General features: G+C 43.7%; 20 protein-coding genes. 7 read left to right on the top strand and 13 right to left on the bottom strand.

Annotated features, from left to right (window positions below):
• Window positions 1-516: 516 nt before the first annotated feature.
• The 7 genes from AB4513_RS19025 to dusA form a co-directional block, all read right to left on the bottom strand.
• Complete coding sequence (locus AB4513_RS19025; RefSeq protein WP_009847908.1) at window positions 517-1293, bottom strand: phosphoadenylyl-sulfate reductase; 777 nt, start codon at window positions 1291-1293, stop codon at window positions 517-519.
• Window positions 1286-3013, bottom strand: coding sequence for an assimilatory sulfite reductase (NADPH) hemoprotein subunit (gene cysI / locus AB4513_RS19020; protein ID WP_009847907.1), 1728 nt, complete (start codon window positions 3011-3013; stop codon window positions 1286-1288). The genes AB4513_RS19025 and cysI overlap by 8 nt, the downstream gene beginning before the upstream one ends.
• Window positions 3013-4878, bottom strand: coding sequence for an assimilatory sulfite reductase (NADPH) flavoprotein subunit (locus AB4513_RS19015; RefSeq protein WP_009847906.1), 1866 nt, complete (start codon window positions 4876-4878; stop codon window positions 3013-3015). Before AB4513_RS19015 ends, cysI begins: the two co-directional genes overlap by 1 nt.
• Before the next feature lie 123 nt (window positions 4879-5001).
• Complete coding sequence (locus AB4513_RS19010) at window positions 5002-5232, bottom strand: hypothetical protein (protein WP_004735813.1); 231 nt, start codon at window positions 5230-5232, stop codon at window positions 5002-5004.
• A 222-nt stretch (window positions 5233-5454) separates the two neighbouring features.
• Window positions 5455-6177, bottom strand: coding sequence for a TIGR04219 family outer membrane beta-barrel protein (locus AB4513_RS19005; protein WP_080518003.1), 723 nt, complete (start codon window positions 6175-6177; stop codon window positions 5455-5457).
• Window positions 6178-6312: 135 nt separating this feature from the next.
• Complete coding sequence (pspG, locus tag AB4513_RS19000) at window positions 6313-6534, bottom strand: envelope stress response protein PspG (RefSeq protein WP_009847904.1); 222 nt, start codon at window positions 6532-6534, stop codon at window positions 6313-6315.
• Window positions 6535-6773: 239 nt separating this feature from the next.
• Window positions 6774-7775 carry a tRNA dihydrouridine(20/20a) synthase DusA gene (dusA, locus tag AB4513_RS18995; protein WP_009847903.1) on the bottom strand — a complete coding sequence of 334 codons (1002 nt, stop codon included), beginning with the start codon at window positions 7773-7775 and terminating at the stop codon, window positions 6774-6776.
• Window positions 7776-7936: 161 nt separating this feature from the next.
• On the opposite strand from dusA, the gene AB4513_RS18990 reads away from it, so the two are divergent.
• The 3 genes from AB4513_RS18990 (at window position 7937) to AB4513_RS18980 (ending at window position 9678) form a co-directional block, all read left to right on the top strand.
• Window positions 7937-8251 carry a tyrosine-type recombinase/integrase gene (locus AB4513_RS18990; protein WP_009847902.1) on the top strand — a complete coding sequence of 105 codons (315 nt, stop codon included), beginning with the start codon at window positions 7937-7939 and terminating at the stop codon, window positions 8249-8251.
• Window positions 8252-8374: 123 nt separating this feature from the next.
• Window positions 8375-9352 (top strand): hypothetical protein, encoded by a 978-nt coding sequence (locus AB4513_RS18985; protein ID WP_009847901.1) that lies wholly within the window; start codon window positions 8375-8377, stop codon window positions 9350-9352.
• A 2-nt stretch (window positions 9353-9354) separates the two neighbouring features.
• Complete coding sequence (locus AB4513_RS18980) at window positions 9355-9678, top strand: STAS-like domain-containing protein (RefSeq protein ID WP_232281817.1); 324 nt, start codon at window positions 9355-9357, stop codon at window positions 9676-9678.
• 183 nt (window positions 9679-9861) lie between these two features.
• On the opposite strand, the gene AB4513_RS18975 is transcribed toward AB4513_RS18980, so the two are convergent.
• Window positions 9862-10041 (bottom strand): hypothetical protein, encoded by a 180-nt coding sequence (locus AB4513_RS18975; RefSeq protein WP_029225597.1) that lies wholly within the window; start codon window positions 10039-10041, stop codon window positions 9862-9864.
• A gap of 251 nt (window positions 10042-10292) precedes the next feature.
• Between AB4513_RS18975 and zur the strand changes: the two genes are divergently transcribed.
• The gene (gene zur / locus AB4513_RS18970) at window positions 10293-10748 is read left to right on the top strand and encodes a zinc uptake transcriptional repressor Zur (RefSeq protein ID WP_012603115.1); all 456 of its coding nucleotides are present in this window, start codon (window positions 10293-10295) and stop codon (window positions 10746-10748) included.
• Window positions 10749-10765: 17 nt separating this feature from the next.
• A complete protein-coding gene (locus AB4513_RS18965; RefSeq protein ID WP_009847897.1) occupies window positions 10766-11227 on the top strand; it encodes a chemotaxis protein CheX in 462 nt (153 codons plus the stop codon).
• Window positions 11228-11365: 138 nt separating this feature from the next.
• Here the strand turns inward: AB4513_RS18965 and pgi are convergent, their stop codons facing one another.
• A complete protein-coding gene (pgi, locus tag AB4513_RS18960; RefSeq protein ID WP_009847896.1) occupies window positions 11366-13018 on the bottom strand; it encodes a glucose-6-phosphate isomerase in 1653 nt (550 codons plus the stop codon).
• 326 nt (window positions 13019-13344) lie between these two features.
• On the opposite strand from pgi, the gene AB4513_RS18955 reads away from it, so the two are divergent.
• Window positions 13345-13764, top strand: coding sequence for a secondary thiamine-phosphate synthase enzyme YjbQ (locus AB4513_RS18955; RefSeq protein WP_009847895.1), 420 nt, complete (start codon window positions 13345-13347; stop codon window positions 13762-13764).
• A 120-nt stretch (window positions 13765-13884) separates the two neighbouring features.
• On the opposite strand, the gene AB4513_RS18950 is transcribed toward AB4513_RS18955, so the two are convergent.
• The 3 genes from AB4513_RS18950 to AB4513_RS18940 form a co-directional block, all read right to left on the bottom strand.
• Window positions 13885-15090: a BamA/TamA family outer membrane protein gene (locus tag AB4513_RS18950; RefSeq protein ID WP_032555310.1), complete on the bottom strand. Its 1206-nt coding sequence runs from the start codon at window positions 15088-15090 to the stop codon at window positions 13885-13887.
• 65 nt (window positions 15091-15155) lie between these two features.
• The gene (alr, locus tag AB4513_RS18945) at window positions 15156-16241 is read right to left on the bottom strand and encodes an alanine racemase (protein ID WP_017097257.1); all 1086 of its coding nucleotides are present in this window, start codon (window positions 16239-16241) and stop codon (window positions 15156-15158) included.
• A 6-nt stretch (window positions 16242-16247) separates the two neighbouring features.
• Window positions 16248-17639, bottom strand: a complete 1392-nt coding sequence (locus AB4513_RS18940; RefSeq protein ID WP_009847892.1) for a replicative DNA helicase — start codon at window positions 17637-17639, stop codon at window positions 16248-16250.
• Between the two features lie 175 nt (window positions 17640-17814).
• On the opposite strand from AB4513_RS18940, the gene AB4513_RS18935 reads away from it, so the two are divergent.
• A complete protein-coding gene (locus tag AB4513_RS18935; RefSeq protein WP_102258451.1) occupies window positions 17815-18687 on the top strand; it encodes a DUF481 domain-containing protein in 873 nt (290 codons plus the stop codon).
• Between the two features lie 199 nt (window positions 18688-18886).
• Here the strand turns inward: AB4513_RS18935 and rplI are convergent, their stop codons facing one another.
• Complete coding sequence (gene rplI, locus AB4513_RS18930; RefSeq protein ID WP_009847890.1) at window positions 18887-19339, bottom strand: 50S ribosomal protein L9; 453 nt, start codon at window positions 19337-19339, stop codon at window positions 18887-18889.
• Between the last annotated feature and the right edge of the window lie 8 nt (window positions 19340-19347).

The following is a 19347-nucleotide window of genomic DNA, read 5'->3' as shown; positions in this document are numbered from 1 at the left end:
TCAGTTCATTGAAATCATTTTGTTACCGAAGTAACTGTTATTACCTAAGTAATAACGTTTTGATATTCATCAACGAGTGCCCACACAGATTGATAGGTTTAAATTGTTAAAGAGCTACTCTTCGTTGTGACTTACATCACTTCGGAAGAGGCGGCCATTCTAGCGTTTTAATTCTCAGTGTCAAACACTTTTGAAAATTAATTTCTACTTTCTAAAAGTAGAAGCGAATTATCGCTTAAAGCTAGTTGCCTTACTAACATTCTTCGCTGAAGCCTTGTGGCGTCTACCGTGTCAGTGAGGCGGCATTATAGAGATGTTCCTCACATTGGCAAGTGTTTATTACCGAAAATTGCAAAAATAACGATTAGATGATGGATAAACACCCAAAGCCTTATTTATGCAAGTTTAACTACAAAGTACCTACATAATAACCACAGACTTATCCACAATCGCTTTAATTTTATCCCCTAGAAACTAAAAAGCTGCCTTGAGGCAGCTTTTTAAATGGCAATGAGTCTAAATCCCAGAGCCATATTGCTCTCCATCGTCTTCATGGAGGCCACATTCTCGTTTCAGACCATTGAAACGGGTTTCTTCTTCAGTCATACCCGGTTCCCATTTCTTAGTTGTATGAGTATCTCCGACAGAAAGGTACCCCTGCTCACGAAGTGGGTGGTAACTAAGGCTATGCTCTTCCAAGTAATAGTGAACATCTTTATTTGTCCAATCTATTACTGGCAAGAACTTAAACACACCATTTTGGATAGATAAGATCGGCAAGTTTGCGCGCGATTGAGATTGCTCTCTTCGCAACCCTGAAAACCAAGTGCCAGCCTCTAGTTCATCCAGCGCTCTTCTCATCGGTTCAACTTTATTAAGTTTGTTGTACTTCTCTATCCCTTCTATACCTTGATCCCAAAGTTTGCCATATTGCGCTTCTTGCCAATTAGAGCTCTGTTGTGCGCGAAAGACTTGAAGGTTTAGAGTCAACTTCTGACTTAACTCATCTATAAAGCGATACGTTTCTGGGAATAGGTACCCGGTGTCTGTCAGAATAACTGGAATATCGGGTTTGGCTTGAGTCACTAAGTGCAGCATCAATGCTGCTTGGATTCCGAAACTAGAAGACACCACATGTGTTCCTTCTAAGTTTTCTAGAGCCCACTTCACTCTTTCTAATGCAGTTAGCTGCTCTAACTCAGCATTAATTTGTCCAAGATGAAGTATCTGCTCCGTCTTAGTCAATGCGAGTAGCTCTGCTAACTTCAATTTTGAAGCGACAGAATTATGCATGCAGATCCCTCTTTGAAATGATCACCTCTTCGATGATGCCAGCTCGGATTGTAAAATCACCGAACCCTTCATTGTCGTTACGTTCCGTAGCCCAACGTCCCACCAGCGAATCAATCTCTTCTAAGATCTGAGCTGAAGTGATGTTCTCTTTATACATCTTCGGGATACGAGTTCCGGCTTTGTTGCCACCTAAGTGCATGTTGTAACGCCCCGGCGCCTTACCGACTAAACCCAACTCAGCCAACATTGCACGACCACAGCCGTTTGGACAACCCGTGATGCGAAGGATGATGTTATCTTCTTCTGGTAATCCGTGTTTCTTCAGAATGTCTTCAACATCCGTTACAAACTCAGGAAGAAAACGTTCGGCTTCTGCCATTGCTAACGGACATGTTGGGAATGCCACACACGCCATTGAGTTCTTGCGCTGTTCTGAAACGGCATCATCCATCAGACCGTATTGACGTGCCAGCTTTTCAATTTGTGCCTTTTGGCTCTTAGGTACACCTGCAACAATGAGATTTTGGTTCGCTGTCATGCGGAAATCACCTTTGTGGATCTTCGCTATTTCAGCAACACCTGTTTTCAGCGCTTTACCCGGAAAATCAAGTAAACGACCATTTTCGATGAATAACGCTAAGTGGTGCTTACCATCAATACCTTCCGCCCAACCGATACGGTCGCCACGGCCAGTAAACTCATAAGGACGGCTTTCAGAAAACTCAACGCCTGCACGTTTTTCTACTTCTGCTTTAAATACATCAATACCAACACGGTCTAGTGTGTATTTGGTTTTAGCATTCTTACGGTTCGAACGGTTGCCCCAGTCACGTTGTGTCGTCACAACAGCTGCCGCTACATCTAACGTTTTTTCTAATGGCACAAAACCAAAGTCGTCAGCTTTACGTGCATAAGTAGAAGTATCGCCGTGCGTCATTGCAAGACCACCGCCCACTAATACGTTAAAGCCCACCAGCTTTCCGTCTTTAGCAATCGCAATAAAGTTAAGATCGTTAGCATGAACATCTACGTCATTTTGCGGAGGAATTACAACCGTCGTTTTGAACTTACGTGGTAAGTAGTTACTACCTAAGATAGGTTCTTCATCTGTTGTTGCGAGCTTTTCACCATCTAACCAGATCTCAGCATAAGCACGAGTTTTAGGTAATAGGTGTTCACTGATCTTTTTCGCCCACTCATAAGCTTCTTGGTGTAGCTCGGACTCAACCGGGTTCGTGGTACACAAAACATTTCGGTTTACATCACCCGCAGTAGCGATCGAATCAATACCAATACTGTTTAGTGTTTGGTGCATTAACTTAATGTTCGGCTTCAACACACCATGGAACTGAAAGGTTTGACGTGTTGTTAGACGAATTGAACCATAAGAGGTGCTTTCATCTGCGAATTTATCAATCGCGAGCCACTGCTTAGGAGTGATGATGCCGCCTGGCATACGCGCACGTAGCATTACATTATGTAAAGGTTCTAATTTTTGCTTGGTACGTTCGTTACGAATATCACGGTCATCTTGTTGATACATACCGTGGAAACGGATCAGTTGAAAGTTATCTGCGGTAAAACCACCAGTGATACGATCTTGAAGATCTTGTTCAATCGTACCGCGAAGGTTTTTACTTTCACGCTTCAGACGTTCATTGTCAGCCAAAGGTCCCAGTACTTGACCTAGCACTTCTTGCTCTATTACTTGCTTGCTCATTAGTACACATCCCTTTGGTAACGTTTCGCTTTACGTAAATCATTAATATATTGTTCAGCTTGTTCGCGGCTCTGATTGCCATGTTTTTCCGCTATCGTAACTAACGCTTCATGGACATCTTTTGCCATTCGAGTTGCATCGCCACATACATAGAGGTACGCGCCCTCTTGAAGCCATTGCCAAACCTGCTCTGCCTGCTCAATTAATCGGTCTTGAACATAAACCTTTTCTTTTTGATCACGACTAAACGCAACATCAAGCTTGGTTAATGCACCAGATTTAAGATACCTCTGCCATTCAACTTGATATAAGAAATCTTGAGTAAAGGTACGGTCACCAAAGAACAACCAGCTTTTACCTTCAGCGTCATTGTTTTCACGCTCTTGAACAAAACTACGGAAAGGTGCGATACCTGTACCCGGGCCAACCATGATGATTGGTGTGTTGTCGTCTTGCGGCAGTTTGAAGTTATTGTTGTTCTCTACAAACACCTTAACTTCACCACCTTCTTCAAGGCGTTGAGCTAAGAAACTTGAAGCACCACCCAGACGAGATTCATCGCCCTTTTGGTATTCAACCAGACCAACCGTTAAGTGAACTTCTTCATCCACTTCAGCTTGGCTTGATGCAATAGAATAGAGGCGTGGAGTTAACTTACGTAGTAGGCCAATCAGTTCATCAGCCGATAGCTTGGTCTTCTTCTCAGCTAAAACATCAACAACTTGAGTATTACCCGCGTATTCACGAAGCTTGTCTTTATCTTCCACCAGCTTAATTAACTTCTTGCTGCCCGATAGCTCAGCAAACTTAGTCACTAGCTGAGGGTTTGAAGATGTAATCTCAAATTTGCTGACGAGTGCGCTATGCACAGACAAGTTGTCACCATCGACATCGACACTTTCGATACCAGACAGCCCAACCTTAGAAAGAATTTGATTTGCGAGTTCTGAACTGTTTTCAAACCATACGCCTAGCGCATCACCCGGTTGGTAAGTAATACCCGACTCATCAAGATCAATTTCGATATGACGAACATCTTTGCCCGAATCACGACCAGTGATCTTTTGGCTCGTCAATAATGTCGCGGTGTATGGGTTTTGTTTGGTGTATTGCGAATGACCAGCAGCCGCTTGACCGACTGGTAATTGAACCACATCGGCTTCAGTACCTGTCGATAGCGTCTCTTTTACTTGCTCTAATGCTTTAGCGCGCCATTCCGTTGCTGATTCTTCGTAATCAACATCACAATCAAGACGGTCAACAAACGATTTAGCACCAAGCTTAGCGAGGAAGTTATCGAAGTCTTTAGCCGTTTGGCAGAAGAACTCATAGCTTGAGTCACCTAAACCGATCACACCGTATTGTAGGTTTGATAATTTTGGCGCTTTCTTCGATTGAAGGAATTCATGCAACTCAATAGCGTTATCAGGGGCTTCGCCCTCACCATTGGTTGAAGCTACAAAAATGACGTGTGTCTCTTTGGCTAAGTTCTTACCTTTATAATCACTTGCATCGAAAAGCTCGACAGCAATCCCTAAGGCTTTCGCTTCTGCCTCAAGCGATTCGGCGACACCTTTCGCATTACCGGTTTGGGATGCGAAGATAATGCTGAGCTTACCCGCAGGTTTTGCGGCTACTGCAGCGGCTGCTTGAGCGATTGGCGCGGCGGCACCCACAGGCTGAGTTTGGCTCACACCCCAAAGGTAACCACTGACCCATGCCAGTTGTTGAGAAGATAATTCAGAAACAGTTTGCTGAAGATGACCCAATTGTTGGTCATTAAGTGGTGCTGCTAGCCCAGGTAACTCATTAGCCCCAGACTGTGCATTATTATTTTGTGAAGACTCTTTCTTATTTAAAGACATGGTCACGACATCCCTAATCATTGCGTGACGATAGATTAACCACTCCTTTTAATAACAAGAAAGAATAGAAAAGTATGTTTTATAACTTTTTGGAAGTAAAAACCGATTGAAACGTCAATTGAGTTACTGGTTTTCAATACGAACTTGTTGAAAGCCAACCGCCATTGCCGACTTAGATGCTAGGTCTAAATCCGCGTAATGACACTCTTCACCATGAACATCAGTAAGCAAAACAAAGCCACCGCCCATATGGCGAAACTCCACAACCCAAGACCCCTCTTGAATTGAGGGCTCTATGATCGCTTCAACCAACAGATTTTCTCGATATAAATTTCGTAATTCATTGAGTGTCATATTCCATCCCTTGCTTTGACCTCACAACATAGACCTTATAAGAATAGACGCTAATTAGGTCTCTGTATTAAGGATGGTCGAAAGTGATGAATGTGCTAACTAATTCCAGAAAAGTATATACCCAAGTAACTTCAAGATGCTTGGGTATAACCAATAGATATAAAAAAACGCCACTTAATAAAGTGACGTTCTTAAATTTCGTTCTAGATTCGTTTTAATTGCCTAGAAGCGTACTTCTACGCCAGCAAACCAACCATCAACCATAACAAACGATTTAGGTGGCCCTGGCTTTGGGTCATCTAACGGATCAGGTTCTTTGTCCGTCTCAAGAGGTTTGTTCAGCTCTGAAGAGAAGAATTTGTCCGAATCAAGGTCGATCACACGATAGCCACCACGAAGTGCTATTTCAGTATCTGCCACTGGAATACGGTACTGAACACCCGCCATCAAATCGGTACTCTTAATACCGTTGCTATCACCAAATTCCATCGTACCAATGATATCAAGCTGAGTATTAGGGACATTGATTTCTGCGTTACCGTAGAAGCTCCAGGTAAACTCATCAAAACTTGTCGTTTTCGAACTGTACGGGTCTTTGTAATGTGAGTTTGCATACTGAGTAAATGTCACACCCGCATCGAAGTTCATCAACTTGTGATCCAACATTGTGTAGTAGAACGTGTAGTCATACTTATCAAACGCTAACAATGTTGTATCAACAGTAGAGTAGCGGAAACTCGCATTTGGCAGCTTAGGGGCATTATGCTCAAATGCGAAATACAACGAAGGTGAGTTTGAGTCACTCGACCTAGCTTCGTTCAGCTTTGTACTTCCCCACCACATATCAGCACCGATCTTAGTCGTGTAAGAAAACTCTTCTTCAGCGGACACAGCCGAACTTAAAGAAAGCATTCCCACTAAAGCAATTAATGGCATTTTATTCATTTGAGATAGCTCCAATTCCATATCGTTGTGCTAATTGTATGCACATTCATAGATTATTGGGGAAAATTCTACCACACATCTTAAATTCTAAAACGATAAACCGCTGACGAGTAAAGATTTGACGACACGATGACCTTAATAACGTCTTTGGTTAGAGCTGTGTACATAGTTTTTGAAAAACCACACACCCACTGCAATCACGATCAGCCAAGGCAGCAGTTTAAACACAACCCCCATCATACCTAAGACCAGCATGACCGCTAACGCGATTCCGGTTGCCGCTAGTACCGTCATAAACGTAATACCAGTAACGAGTAAAGTTGCGACGAAAATAAGAACAAAGATTAATTCAAACATAATGGTCTCCCTAATGAGTTCATGACCTATCTTTCCTACTTTCTAACATTGCAGCTTCCATACCAAGTTAGATACAACCATAAACTCCTTATTTATCAGGCAAATAAAAAGCCACACATCTTCATGCGTGGCTTTTCGGAAACTCACAATGGTAAATTTAGCCTCTAATGGCGAATTTAGCCTTGTTCTTTAAGCTTTTAACTTTTAGTTCTTGGCTTTTGCTTTAACCTTGAGGGTGTCTATACGTTTAGCTCTTTAGGGATCTTAGCCAATGCCGTCTGAATCACCTCAATGCCCGCGCCTTTCTTATGTGCATTCTCACTGATGTAACGACGCCATTGTCTTGCACCCGGCATGCTTTGGAACAAACCCAGCATATGACGAGAGATATGACCAAGGCTCGCTCCATTCGAAAGCTGACGCTCAATGTACGGGTACATCTCTTCAACTACTTGTGAACGCTTCTTGATTGGCGTGTCTAAACCAAAGATCTGCTGATCAACTTCAGCCAAGATAAACGGGCTATGGTATGCCTCACGACCAATCATCACACCATCAAGGTGCTGCAAGTGCTCTTTAGTTTGTTCTAATGTAGTAATGCCACCATTTACCGCAATCACTAGATCTGAGAAGTCTTTCTTGATTTGGTATGCACGATCGTAATCTAGCGGTGGGATCTCACGGTTCTCTTTCGGGCTAAGGCCACTCAACCACGCCTTACGCGCATGGATAGTAAATTGCTCACAACCGCCCTTTTCAGAAACAGTAGAAACAAACTTAGTCAGAAACTCGTAAGAATCTTGGTCGTCGATACCAATACGCGTTTTTACCGTAATTGGAATATCTGTGACTTCTTTCATCGCTGACACACAGTCTGCCACCAGCTCGGGCTCAGCCATTAGGCAAGCGCCAAAGCGACCATTCTGAACTCGGTCTGAAGGACAACCTACATTGAGGTTCACTTCATCATAACCACGCTCACCAGCAAGCTTGGCACAAGCCGCCAAATCAACCGGGTTTGAACCACCAAGTTGAAGTGCTAATGGGTGTTCTTGCTCGTTATACTCTAGAAAGTCGCCCTTACCATGTAAGATCGCACCAGTTGTGACCATTTCCGTGTACAGAAGCGTCTGCTGAGATAGCAAACGGTGAAAGTAACGACAGTGGCGGTCAGTCCAATCCAACATGGGTGCAACGGATAAGCGGTTAGCCGCGTATTTACTGGTATTGTCAGGTTTCATAAAGCGTTACTCAAAATCTATACACTGCATATATATACAGAAACTCGCTAGTTCAGCCGCAAGCTCCCCCACTCAGTACGCTTATAGTACGTATTGATGGAGTGGAACGAAGGCATCTAGCATTAAAAAGAACACTTCAAAGCGGTGAATCACGCTTCACAGTGGACATTGTAGTCAAAAATAATTCGGCGATTATACACAGGGAATCGAAAACATTCAGGAACAAAGACCAACTTATTTTTCCCTACAACTCACGAAGTGTTAGTGCAGGCTTTCAGCGAGTGAGAAACGAATTGGGTATTGAGGATTTGAGGTATCACGACCTACGAAGAGAGGGAGCAAGTCAGTTGTTTGGAAAGGGCTACTCTATTGAAGAAGTAGCTCAAGTGACTGGGCATAGATATCTAAATATTTTGTGGCAAGTTTATACTCAATCATTCCCAGCAAACCTTCATAAGAAATCATTAAACGACTGATAAATAAAAAGTAATAACCCCACACAAATGGGTGGCAAGATTATCAATAAAAACAAGACCTTGAAAGTAACTCTAGGCAACCCAATATTGTCAAAAAGTTAATATGCACACCAAGAGGCCACTATGGGAAAAGGACTTAGCGAAGCTCTGAAAGAAATTCCAGAGGATTACGAACATGAATATAACGCTTACTATCTCGCTAAGGATTTTTATTCTCCGGGTTTTTTATCAACACTAACAGCGTACCTCAAAGACAAGAGAACTCCTGAGCGTAATTTTGACTGTGATCCAAAAATAGCTGGATACCTCAGAACTTTAGGTTTGAACCATATCCTTTGGAATTGTCCGGAACCGGTAAGAATAAAGAATGGAGTAACTTACACTCCTATAACCCAGCTATGTTCAGCAGAAGCAACTGACGATGTAACTACATCTATAAACAGCTGCTTACGTCATTTCACTGACAACGTTGAAGGTCCTTCTCCCGACGGGTTAGTTCAGCTGTATCATGTTGTAGGCGAGTTGCATGACAATGTATGGTCACATGGCCAATCAACGGGCTTTTCTATGGCGCAAAAAAACGCAGTTCCTGGGACTAACAAGACGGACTTTCACTTAGAGTTTGCGATCGCGGATAAAGGCTTAGGTTTCTTAGAAGAAATGAGACGTTCAGGCAAAGCTCAGTTACACGGCATCACATGTGATCAAGAAGCGTTGCTTTGGTGTATAGAAGAAGGGAACTCAACAAAGCATGCAGATGACAGCGACCCATGGGCTCAACAATTACCACCAGAACACATAGGTAACTCTCCTTACGGTGGTGGTATTGGTTCAGATTATACAGTAAACCACCACCAAGGCTTGGGCTTAGCTCATTTGGTTCGATTAATTGAACAATTCCAAGGAACGCTGACAATCGCTTCTGGAAGATGCCTCTTAAATATCAATGAAGATGGTGAAAGAGTACAAGAAACGCTTCCAACTTATTGGAAAGGCGTTGCAATAAGCTGTAAATTTAAGCTATCTTTACTTTGTGAAGAGATAAACGATACAGTCGATGAACAACTCTTAGCGTTGATGGAACAACTCAGGGGGGGATGATAATGAAAACTAAAATAGCAATAAATAAAAGTGATTTAGCTTCAAGAAGAACAGCCTCGGTAGAACGTAAGGCTCTTGAAGAAGCAATACTGTTTGGCGATGCAGTTGAAGTAGATCTAGAGTCCGTCAACTCCATATCTGAATCATATTCCGATGAGCTTTTCGGCGTATTAGTGGCCAAGCATGGTCTTGATGCCTTCGTAAAACAAGTGACTATTCTGAACGCTAAAGAAAGCATCCTGAGAAGCATAGCTAAAGTTATTCAACGTAGAGAAATTGAGCGAAAAAAGCCCTTTGAGACTGCAGAGAATGTCGCTATGGCTTAAATATACATTACCAACAAAAAAGCCCCTTTTCAGGGGCTTTTTTGTTCTAGATACGTCAAACGCTCATCCATCTTTTCCATCATTAAGCGCAGCCACTTAACATCGGTTTTAAGTGTAATACCTCCCCCACCTCACTAGACAAGGCACTAACAACGGCAACAATTATTGTTTGATACTCTGCCATTACTTAAACTCATTGCGTAGGGTTTCCCATAGGCCAAATACTATTGGAGCACTTGCGCCAATAATGCCACCGAATTGAACACCGTCTGCCGATACGCTCGCGGTGATAACTTCAGGGTGACCAGCTGCCAAAACCGCTCCTGCGCCAGATAACACTAAACCCTTTTTAGCCGATGACAGGCCAATGTCGATTGAGAACTCTCGCTCAATAAGCACATTGTTGCACTTGATATTTTCAAACTCATTCACCAGATCTCTAATTCAGCTTGATTAATCAGTTATGCCTTGAGTCACACTGTCGTTTTGAGTTACCTTGTCTTATTCAAAGTCGTAGGTCACAATACGCTCTGTACCTGACTTTAATAAAATCAATGTCTCCTCAAACAAGGTTACCTAGCAATAGGGGCTAAATGGGGATGTTTGATTGAACGGTGAAAAATTTGGACCACACATTAATAGAGCAAGTTGAAGGGATATGCGTATCGCGAGGTGTTAGGCTAACACCCCAAAGAAAGCGAGTGTTTGAGCTTATCCTATCTAATAAAAAAGCCTCCAGTGCTTATGAATTATTAGAGCAATTGAAAGTCAGTGAACCGCAAGCCAAGCCTCCTACAGTTTATCGCGCTTTGGATTTTTTGTTAGAGCAAGGGTTCATTCACCGAGTTGAGTCAACGAATAGCTTTATATGCTGCTGCTCTTGCAATGCCAACACGCATTTTTCCCAATTACTGATCTGCGATAAATGTGGCACTGTGATAGAATTACAAGACGATGCGCTTGTCGCCCTACTCGCGAGTAACGCCGAGCAGCATGGATTCAAGTTGACCAACCATGTCATTGAATCACATGGCATTTGCCAAACTTGCTCCTCCGAAATGAAAGAATAAGATTATAGAAGAACATTATGCGCGCTGAATTTGTAAACCCGTTTTTAGCTTCTTTGATGAACGTACTAAAAACGATGGCATCTCTAGAATTAAAGCCTCAGAAACCAAGAGTGAAGAAAGATGAAATCGCTCGTGGTGATGTGTCCGGCCTAATTGGTATGGTTGGTACACAGTCTCGTGGCTCAATGTCGATCACCTTTGATGAAGGGCTTGCTCTAGAAATCATGGAAAACATGCTAGGTGAACGACCAAACGGTTTGAACGAAGAAGTGACCGACATGGTGGGTGAAATCACTAACATGGTAACCGGTGGCGCAAAGCGTATTCTTGCAGAAAGCGGCTTTGACTTCGATATGGCAACGCCAATCGTGGTTTCAGGTAAAGGCCATACTATTCGTCACAAGTGTGAAGGCGCAATCATCATCATGCCTTTCTCATCTCAGTGGGGTAATGCTTTCATCGAGATCTGTTTCGAATAGAGACAATCGACTAAATAAAAAGCGAAAGGCTGACGTACATACGTCAGCCTTTTTTTATTGCCGTAAATCAACGGACATAAAAAACGCCAACCGAAAGGTTGGCGTTTACAATTATTACTTGGTGTTACTTAAACAGTCTTAAGCTTTCAGCGCTTTAAATGCGTTGATTAGACCGTTAGTAGAGCTGTCGTGAGACGTTACTTGTGCATCGTCTGCAAGCTCTGGAAGAATTTGGTTTGCTAGTTGCTTACCAAGTTCTACGCCCCATTGGTCGAAGCTGAAGATGTTCCAGATAACGCCTTGAACGAAGATCTTGTGCTCGTACATCGCGATTAGGTTACCTAAAGAGCGAGGGTTGATTTGCTTAACAAGAATAGAGTTCGTTGGGCGGTTACCTTCAAATACTTTGAAAGGTACTAGCTCAGCAACTTCTTCAGCTGTTTTGCCAGCCGCTAGGAATTCAGCTTCTACTGTCTCTTTTGTCTTACCGAAAGCTAGCGCTTCAGTTTGAGCAAAGAAGTTAGACATTAGCTTCTGGTGGTGATCAGATGCTGGGTTGTGGCTGATAGCCGGAGCAATGAAGTCTGATGGGATCAGCTTAGTGCCTTGGTGAATCAGTTGGTAGAACGCGTGCTGACCGTTTGTACCAGGTTCACCCCAGATGATAGGGCCTGTTTGGTATTCTACTGGGTTACCTTCACGGTCAACGAATTTACCGTTAGATTCCATGTTACCTTGCTGGAAGTAAGCAGCAAAACGGTGCATGTATTGATCGTAAGGTAGGATTGCTTCTGACTCAGCGCCGTGGAAGTTGTTGTACCAAACACCAATTAACGCAAGGATCACTGGAATGTTGCTTTCAAATTCCGTTGAAGCAAAGTGGTTATCCATCTCATGTGCGCCATCGAGTAGCTCAGCGAAGTTATCGAAGCCGATAGATAGTGAGATAGAAAGACCGATCGCTGACCATAGTGAGTAACGACCGCCTACCCAATCCCAGAATTCGAACATGTTGTCAGTATCAATACCAAACTCAGCAACTGAAGCCGCGTTTGTTGATAGTGCTGCGAAGTGCTTAGCAACGTGTGCTGAGTCGCCCGCTTCAGCCAAGAACCAATCACGCGCAGAGTGTGCGTTCGTCATTGTTTCTTGAGTGGTAAATGTCTTAGATGCCACTAGGAACAGTGTTGTTTCTGGGTTAAGAGGCTTTAGTGTCTCAACGATGTGAGTGCCGTCTACGTTAGAAACAAAGTGCATGTTTAGGCGAGTTTTGTATGGCGTAAGTGCTTCAGTTACCATGTATGGACCAAGGTCTGAACCGCCGATACCGATGTTAACTACATCAGTGATCTCTTTACCTGTGTAACCTTTCCACTCACCAGAAACGATACGGTGTGTGAACAGTTCCATTTTTGCTAGTACTGCATTCACTGCTGGCATTACGTCTTTGCCATCAACCATTACTGGCTTGTCGCTACGGTTACGTAACGCAGTGTGAAGAACTGAACGACCTTCAGTCTTGTTGATTGCATCACCGCCGAACATTGCTTCGATTGCAGACTTAACTTCAGTCTCGTTCGCAAGAGCAAATAGGTGCTGCATCGTTTCAGCGTCGATAAGGTTCTTAGAGTAATCCACTAAGATGTCTGAACCGAAACGAGTAGAGAAGCTCTCGAAACGCTTTGCATCTTGAGCAAATAGCTCTTTCATATCCATATCTTGAGCAGACTCAAAATGTGCAGTTAGAGCTTTCCACGCTTGTGTTTGCGTTGGGTTGATATTTTTCAACATGGTATCTATCCCGATGTTACTGTAGGTTTTATTCTAGACGTCACCAAAGTGATGAATAGAACCCCCGATTAGGCGAAAGTTTATATTTTTCTATGATGACCAAATCGCATCACCACTGAAAGATTCTTTGTAATTTTTTTTCACGACGTATTATGCCGCATATGAAGAGCGGTACCTTGAGATAAATCAGAATTAGATTTCCTGATAGAAGAATCGGTACTGACTCTAGCGCTCACTTCATTAAATGTGAGCGAAACCTGATAAATTCAAGTTCAAAAGATAGCGTTAAACCACTTTTTTTCCAAATACATTATAGAGGATGGCGTATGTGGATTCAGAAGACGATACACCTACACGCACAAAAACGTGGATTTCATCTCATCACTGATGAAATTGAACAACAGATATCCGATATCCATTCACTGTCTGTTGGTTTATTACATCTATTCATTCAGCATACATCTGCTAGCCTTACGCTAAATGAGAACGCAGACCCTACTGTCCGCACTGATATGGAATCACACTTTAATAAGTTTGTTCCCGAACGAGCACCCTACTACAAGCACACCTACGAAGGTGATGATGATATGCCCGCTCACATTAAAGCATCGACACTTGGTACCAGTGTGACAATTCCAATTACCAATGGTCGTCTAGCATTAGGGACATGGCAGGGCATTTACTTAGGTGAACACCGAGATTGTGGCGGAAGTCGTACCGTTATTGCGACCATTCAAGGTGAGTAACGTTACGTCATCAACAATGAAATACCGCTTAACGAACATAATGGTAGAAAACAAAAAAGGGTGACACAGTTATGTGTCACCCTTTAAAAATATAAGAGAGTCGAGTTGGTAAAACCAGAATTAGAAAGGCTGGTTTATCATAACCCTAAAGGTCCCTTCATCACCGCCTCGCGCTAATTCAGCACGTACAACAATGCCTTCAACCTGGAAACGAACTGCGCCGCCTAGGCTCCATTTCATGTCTGTGTGCAGTGTTTTGATATCGTACTCATCAGCAACACGCCCGACTTCAGCAAACGCCACCCACTGCCACCAAGGCAAATCGTAGTAGTTAATCAGTGGGATATCGTCCAGCGGTTGCCAATCAGGAAGCACTCGATATTCCGCAGAGTAGTGAATAGCAGAACGACCGTGGTAACGGCCTCCGGTATAACCTCTTAAGCGATATAAGCCACCGAGTCGAGCTTGCTCTGTTTCCGGTGGACGAGCACAATCTTGCCCTGAACAGTTGCCCCACGTAGGTGTGTCAGCGGTATAGACATCAAATGCCACGACTTGTTGGTCGAACAAGTTCCCCAAAGGACCCAATGCAAAATACTGACTGTTTTGGAATGTCCACTTCAGCCATAAGTCATCGTTAGACCAACTTTCAGCGCCGGTAGTAAACTCAAGATTGGTATGAGACCCCTTGGTTGGGTTGCGTGTGCTATCACGGTTATCCCAATCAAACGCCAAACTAAAACCTGTCGCTTGTTCGCTATTGTTTAAGCCTTCTAGCTCACGAGCCGTATAGAAAGGCGTAAAGACAATCGAACTGACACCTGACTCTAATGGGGAAGCAAAGCTCACATCTTTGATGGGTTGGAAAGCTCCTAGCAAGCCATGCTCTGCAACATTGCCCCAAGGCAGCAGATACTTAAACTCAACCTGATAGTTTTCTTCTAAGCCGTCGGCAATGGTTTTATCATCAATGGATGAATCATTATCGCCTTGAGAGCCAATGTAATACGGGTTTTCGTTAAAGCGAGCTTGGTACATCTGAGTACTGAACAATACGTTCTCAGACAGTGCGAAGTTAAAGGCTGATAAGAAACCGACGTAGCTGTCTTTATCTGAATAAAGCGCCATGCCAAACAGAGCGGCTTGAGGTTGCCAAACACCCTTTGCGACACCAGCAACCCCGAAGGTATTACCCATGGTTTCAGTACTAAAATAGAAAGGAACAAAGGCTGAATCTTTTTCTTCACTCACAGCGGGAGAAGACAAGCTGACACCAAGTAATGCCATTGCAGACATTAACCAGTGTCGAGTCGTTCGTATGAACATCATTTACTTATAGGATCCATAGTTACTTCGCATTAGTTACTTCACATTTAGTTACTTCGTATTAGCTACTTCACGTACTCCATCGCAACACGCGAAGTCAGCTTAGTGACCAGCTCGTAAGCGATAGTGCCAATATGTTCTGCGACTTCTTCTGAAGGTAAATCTTTACCCCATAATGTTGCTTCATCACCGACTTTATCTGCCGCATCAGGGCCAAGGTCAACCGTTAGCATGTCCATTGATACACGTCCGGCGATCGGTACTTTTCGGCCGTTAACGAACACTGGAGTGCCGTTAGGAGCAGTGCGAGGATAACCATCACCATAACCTATCGCGATCACGCCAACCTTGGTATCTCGCTCACTGGTCCAGTTACCGCCATAACCCACACTTTCACCCGCTTTAACATCACGAACGGCTATCAGGTGCGAGGTCAAAGTCATTACAGGATAAAAGCCGAGGTCTTGCGCTGATTTATCAGCAAAAGGAGAAACACCGTAAGAGATAATTCCCGGGCGAACCCAGTCAAGGTGGCTGTCTGGCCAAGCTAATAGACCCGCAGAAGCAGCAAGTGAACGCTCACCTTCACAACCGTCGGTGAGCGATAAGAAAAGCTCGGTCTGTTCAACGGTGGTTGCTCTATCAAGTTCATCAGCACAACCGAAGTGGCTCATGTAGCGCAGAGGTTTAGCGACATTCGCACATTGATGTAAGCGCTCAACAAAGTTTTGGTATTGCTCAGGACGAGCACCTAGGCGATGCATACCACTGTCGACTTTTAGCCAAACCACAACAGGTGTTTCCAACTCTGCATTCTCTAGCGCGCTTAATTGCTCTTCGCAATGCACTACTGTTTGGATGTTATTGGTCACTAAGATTGGCAAATCGCCCGAAGAATAAAACCCTTCTAGCAACAAAATAGGTTTAACAATGCCACCAGCACGAAGCTGTAATGCTTCTTCAATACGCGCCACACCAAAAGCATCAGAGCTTTTTGAATGCTTGGCAATATGCAGTAAGCCATGTCCGTAGCCATTGGCTTTCACAACAGACATTACCTTGCAATGAGGAGCCTTCGACTTTATCTGGTTCAGGTTATGTTCAAGCGCGTTTAAGTCAATACTCGCCGTCGCTGCTTTCATGTAAGTCATTAGTGATTACTCATCATCAAATGCAGGACCTGCATAGTTATCAAATCGGGAGTGTTGACCTTGGAACGTAAGACGAACCGAACCGATCGGACCGTTACGTTGCTTACCAAGGATGATTTCAGCGATGCCTTTCAATGAACTATCTGGGTTATAAACCTCATCGCGATAGATAAACATGATTAAGTCGGCATCTTGCTCGATCGAACCTGATTCACGCAAATCCGAGTTAACTGGGCGCTTGTCAGCACGTTGCTCTAGGGAACGGTTAAGCTGAGAAAGTGCCACAACTGGTACGTTGAGCTCTTTTGCTAGTGCTTTCAATGAGCGAGAAATCTCGGCGATCTCTAGAGTACGGTTATCAGATAACGAAGGTACACGCATTAATTGAAGGTAATCTATCATGATCATAGAGATACCATCATGCTCACGAGCAATTCGTCGAGCTCGAGAACGTACTTCTGTTGGCGTTAGACCCGAGCTGTCATCGATATACATATTCTTCTTATCCATCAGAATACCCATACTCGACGAGATACGAGCCCAATCTTCATCGTCTAACTGACCGGTACGAATCTTGGTTTGGTCTACGCGAGAAAGTGATGCAAGCATACGCATCATCAGCTGTTCAGCTGGCATCTCTAGCGAGAAGATTAACACTGGCTTGTCTTGCTTCATCGCTGCGTTTTCACATAGGTTCATCGCAAACGTGGTTTTACCCATCGATGGACGCGCAGCAACAATGATTAAGTCAGAACCCTGAAGGCCTGCTGTCTTCTTATTGAGGTCGTTAAAGCCAGTATCGACACCAGTCACACCATCTTGTGGCGATTTATATAAGATTTCGATACGTTCTAGCGTCTTCTCTAGAATGCTATCAACGTTTTGTGGACCTTCATTTTCACTTGCTCGGCCTTCGGCAATCGCGAAAACTTTACTCTCAGCAAGATCAACAAGTTCTTCCGATGTACGACCTTGAGGGTCATAACCAGAATCCGCAATTTCATTTGCCACACCAATCAGGCTACGCACCAATGCACGTTGTGCCACGATATCTGCATAGGCATTGATGTTTGCCGCACTTGGCGTATTTTTCGCTAGGTCAGCAAGGTAAGCAAAGCCACCCACTTCTTCAAGTTGCTCACGCAGCTCTAAATGTTCAGAGAGTGTAATAAGATCCAGAGGAGAGCTTTCTTCAAGGATATCCTTTACCGCTTCAAAGATCAGACGGTGAGGACGGCTATAAAAGTCTTTGGCCACAACCTTTTCGGCCACCGTATCCCAGCGTTCGTTATCCAATAACAAACCGCCAATAACAGATTGCTCAGCTTCTAATGAATGTGGCGGGACCTTGATGGCGTCCACCTGATCGTTGGCTGATTTCTGACTTTTGGTATCCACTATGACTACACTCAATAACTAATAATGATCGTTCATTATACCCAAGAACATCCGTTTGTAATCCGATCCTATGAGTTTGTTTTATTCTTCAGCAAGAATTTACCTATTGCTGACGGAATTAACCAAAGGTAGCATTACGATCCTTCCATTCATTCACTGTATAACTGAGGTATGCGTGTCCAAATTATTGGCTCTGAACACTGGTCTTCTAAGCATCGGTCTCCTGAGCACTCCGTCGGCCTTAGCGGATGATGCTAAAGCCTCTGTTGATGCAATCCTCGACTCGATAGTGGTACCAGAACCTGCTGCTGAGCCGATCGTCGTTGCACCGACACTTGAAAAAGATATGGATATCGCACCGAGTGATTCAGAACTGCCGAACCCACTGAATACTGAAGTCGAATTTGGATATCAGTCGCATACTGGTAATTCTGATTCTCGATCGCTTAATGCACGCCTGAACGGTGAGTACACGGCTGGCCGTCATAGAACCAGTGGCGAATGGAAATATTACAATCTCTACAAAGATGGCGAAGAAGATAAAAGGCAATCGACATATTCTGCTCAGAGTGACTACAAGTTAAGTCCGAAAACCTACCTCTATGGCAGCTTTAAAGGGGTCGATTCACGATACAGTGCTTATTTTAAGGACTACACCGTTTCTAGCGGTCTAGGTTATCAGTTTTCGAATACAGAAGAGTTTGTGTTGGAGGTCGAAGTGGGGCCGGGTTTTCGTTACCAAGAGCCTAATCTCGATGAATTAGACGACGATGACATCATCTTCCCAGAGATCGTTGAAGAAGCGATTTTCCGTGGCAATGTAAATACATCATGGCAGGTATTGAAAAATTTGAAGCTCAAAGCCGATGTGACGTTGGTGTCTGGCCACAGCAACCTAAAATTTGATACTGAATTAGAAGCCATCAACGATATTACCGACAATATCGCACTAAAAATTGCTCACTCTCGACAGTACCACGACAAGGTACCGGAAGGGTTGAACAAAGAAGATTCCGTACTGTCTGTAAATCTACTTTTTCAATTCTAAATTTGAGAGCGGGTATAACGGTGTATCGATAAAGAACACCCTCGTTTTTACTATGTAAGCCCCTCCTCTCTAGTGCTTCCTATTCCTGCAATCGTCGCTGTTCCAAAAAGCTTAAAACTCATATTGCAGACATAAAAAAACACCAGCCGAAGCTGGTGTTTAAAACTTTCAAAAGAAAGAATTCGTCTTGGTACTGAAATTACTCAGCTGCAACGATAGCGATTTTCGCAGTAGCAAAAACTTCAGAGTGAAGTTGGATGCTTACTTCGAATTCGCCGATGTTACGTAGAGCGCCTTCAGGTAGGCGTACTTCGCTCTTAGCTACTGCAACACCTGCCGCTGTAATAGCGTCAGCGATGTCACGAGTACCGATAGAACCGAATAGTTTACCTTCGTCACCAGCTTTAGAAGCGATTGTAACGCCTTCTAGAGTGTTAACGCTCTCAGCGCGAGCTTCTGAAGCAGCTAGTTGCTCAGCAACTTTAGCTTCTAGTTCTGCACGACGAGTTTCGAACATAGCAACGTTGTCTTTAGTTGCCATAACTGCTTTACCCTGTGGGATAAGGAAGTTACGAGCGTAACCAGATTTAACGTTTACTTGGTCGCCAAGGCCACCTAGGTTACCGATCTTATCAAGTAGAATAACTTGCATTATCTTAG

This window comes from Vibrio sp. 10N.222.54.E6 (assembly GCF_041473955.1).
Lineage (GTDB): Bacteria > Pseudomonadota > Gammaproteobacteria > Enterobacterales > Vibrionaceae > Vibrio > Vibrio tasmaniensis_A.
This window is presented reverse-complemented; position numbering and strand designations above follow the sequence as displayed.

Excerpts from the sequence above, each read along its gene's own strand:
- AB4513_RS19025 (WP_009847908.1), bottom strand. The coding sequence starts at position 1,293 with ATGCATAATTCTGTCGCTTCAAAATTGAAGTTAGCAGAGCTACTCGCA.
- cysI (WP_009847907.1), bottom strand. The coding sequence starts at position 3,013 with ATGAGCAAGCAAGTAATAGAGCAAGAAGTGCTAGGTCAAGTACTGGGA.
- AB4513_RS19015 (WP_009847906.1), bottom strand. The coding sequence starts at position 4,878 with ATGTCTTTAAATAAGAAAGAGTCTTCACAAAATAATAATGCACAGTCT.
- AB4513_RS19010 (WP_004735813.1), bottom strand. The coding sequence starts at position 5,232 with ATGACACTCAATGAATTACGAAATTTATATCGAGAAAATCTGTTGGTT.
- AB4513_RS19005 (WP_080518003.1), bottom strand. The coding sequence starts at position 6,177 with ATGAATAAAATGCCATTAATTGCTTTAGTGGGAATGCTTTCTTTAAGT.
- pspG (WP_009847904.1), bottom strand. The coding sequence starts at position 6,534 with ATGTTTGAATTAATCTTTGTTCTTATTTTCGTCGCAACTTTACTCGTT.
- dusA (WP_009847903.1), bottom strand. The coding sequence starts at position 7,775 with ATGAAACCTGACAATACCAGTAAATACGCGGCTAACCGCTTATCCGTT.
- AB4513_RS18985 (WP_009847901.1), top strand. The coding sequence starts at position 8,375 with ATGGGAAAAGGACTTAGCGAAGCTCTGAAAGAAATTCCAGAGGATTAC.
- AB4513_RS18980 (WP_232281817.1), top strand. The coding sequence starts at position 9,355 with ATGAAAACTAAAATAGCAATAAATAAAAGTGATTTAGCTTCAAGAAGA.
- AB4513_RS18965 (WP_009847897.1), top strand. The coding sequence starts at position 10,766 with ATGCGCGCTGAATTTGTAAACCCGTTTTTAGCTTCTTTGATGAACGTA.
- pgi (WP_009847896.1), bottom strand. The coding sequence starts at position 13,018 with ATGTTGAAAAATATCAACCCAACGCAAACACAAGCGTGGAAAGCTCTA.
- AB4513_RS18955 (WP_009847895.1), top strand. The coding sequence starts at position 13,345 with ATGTGGATTCAGAAGACGATACACCTACACGCACAAAAACGTGGATTT.
- AB4513_RS18950 (WP_032555310.1), bottom strand. The coding sequence starts at position 15,090 with ATGTTCATACGAACGACTCGACACTGGTTAATGTCTGCAATGGCATTA.
- alr (WP_017097257.1), bottom strand. The coding sequence starts at position 16,241 with ATGACTTACATGAAAGCAGCGACGGCGAGTATTGACTTAAACGCGCTT.
- rplI (WP_009847890.1), bottom strand. The coding sequence starts at position 19,339 with ATGCAAGTTATTCTACTTGATAAGATCGGTAACCTAGGTGGCCTTGGC.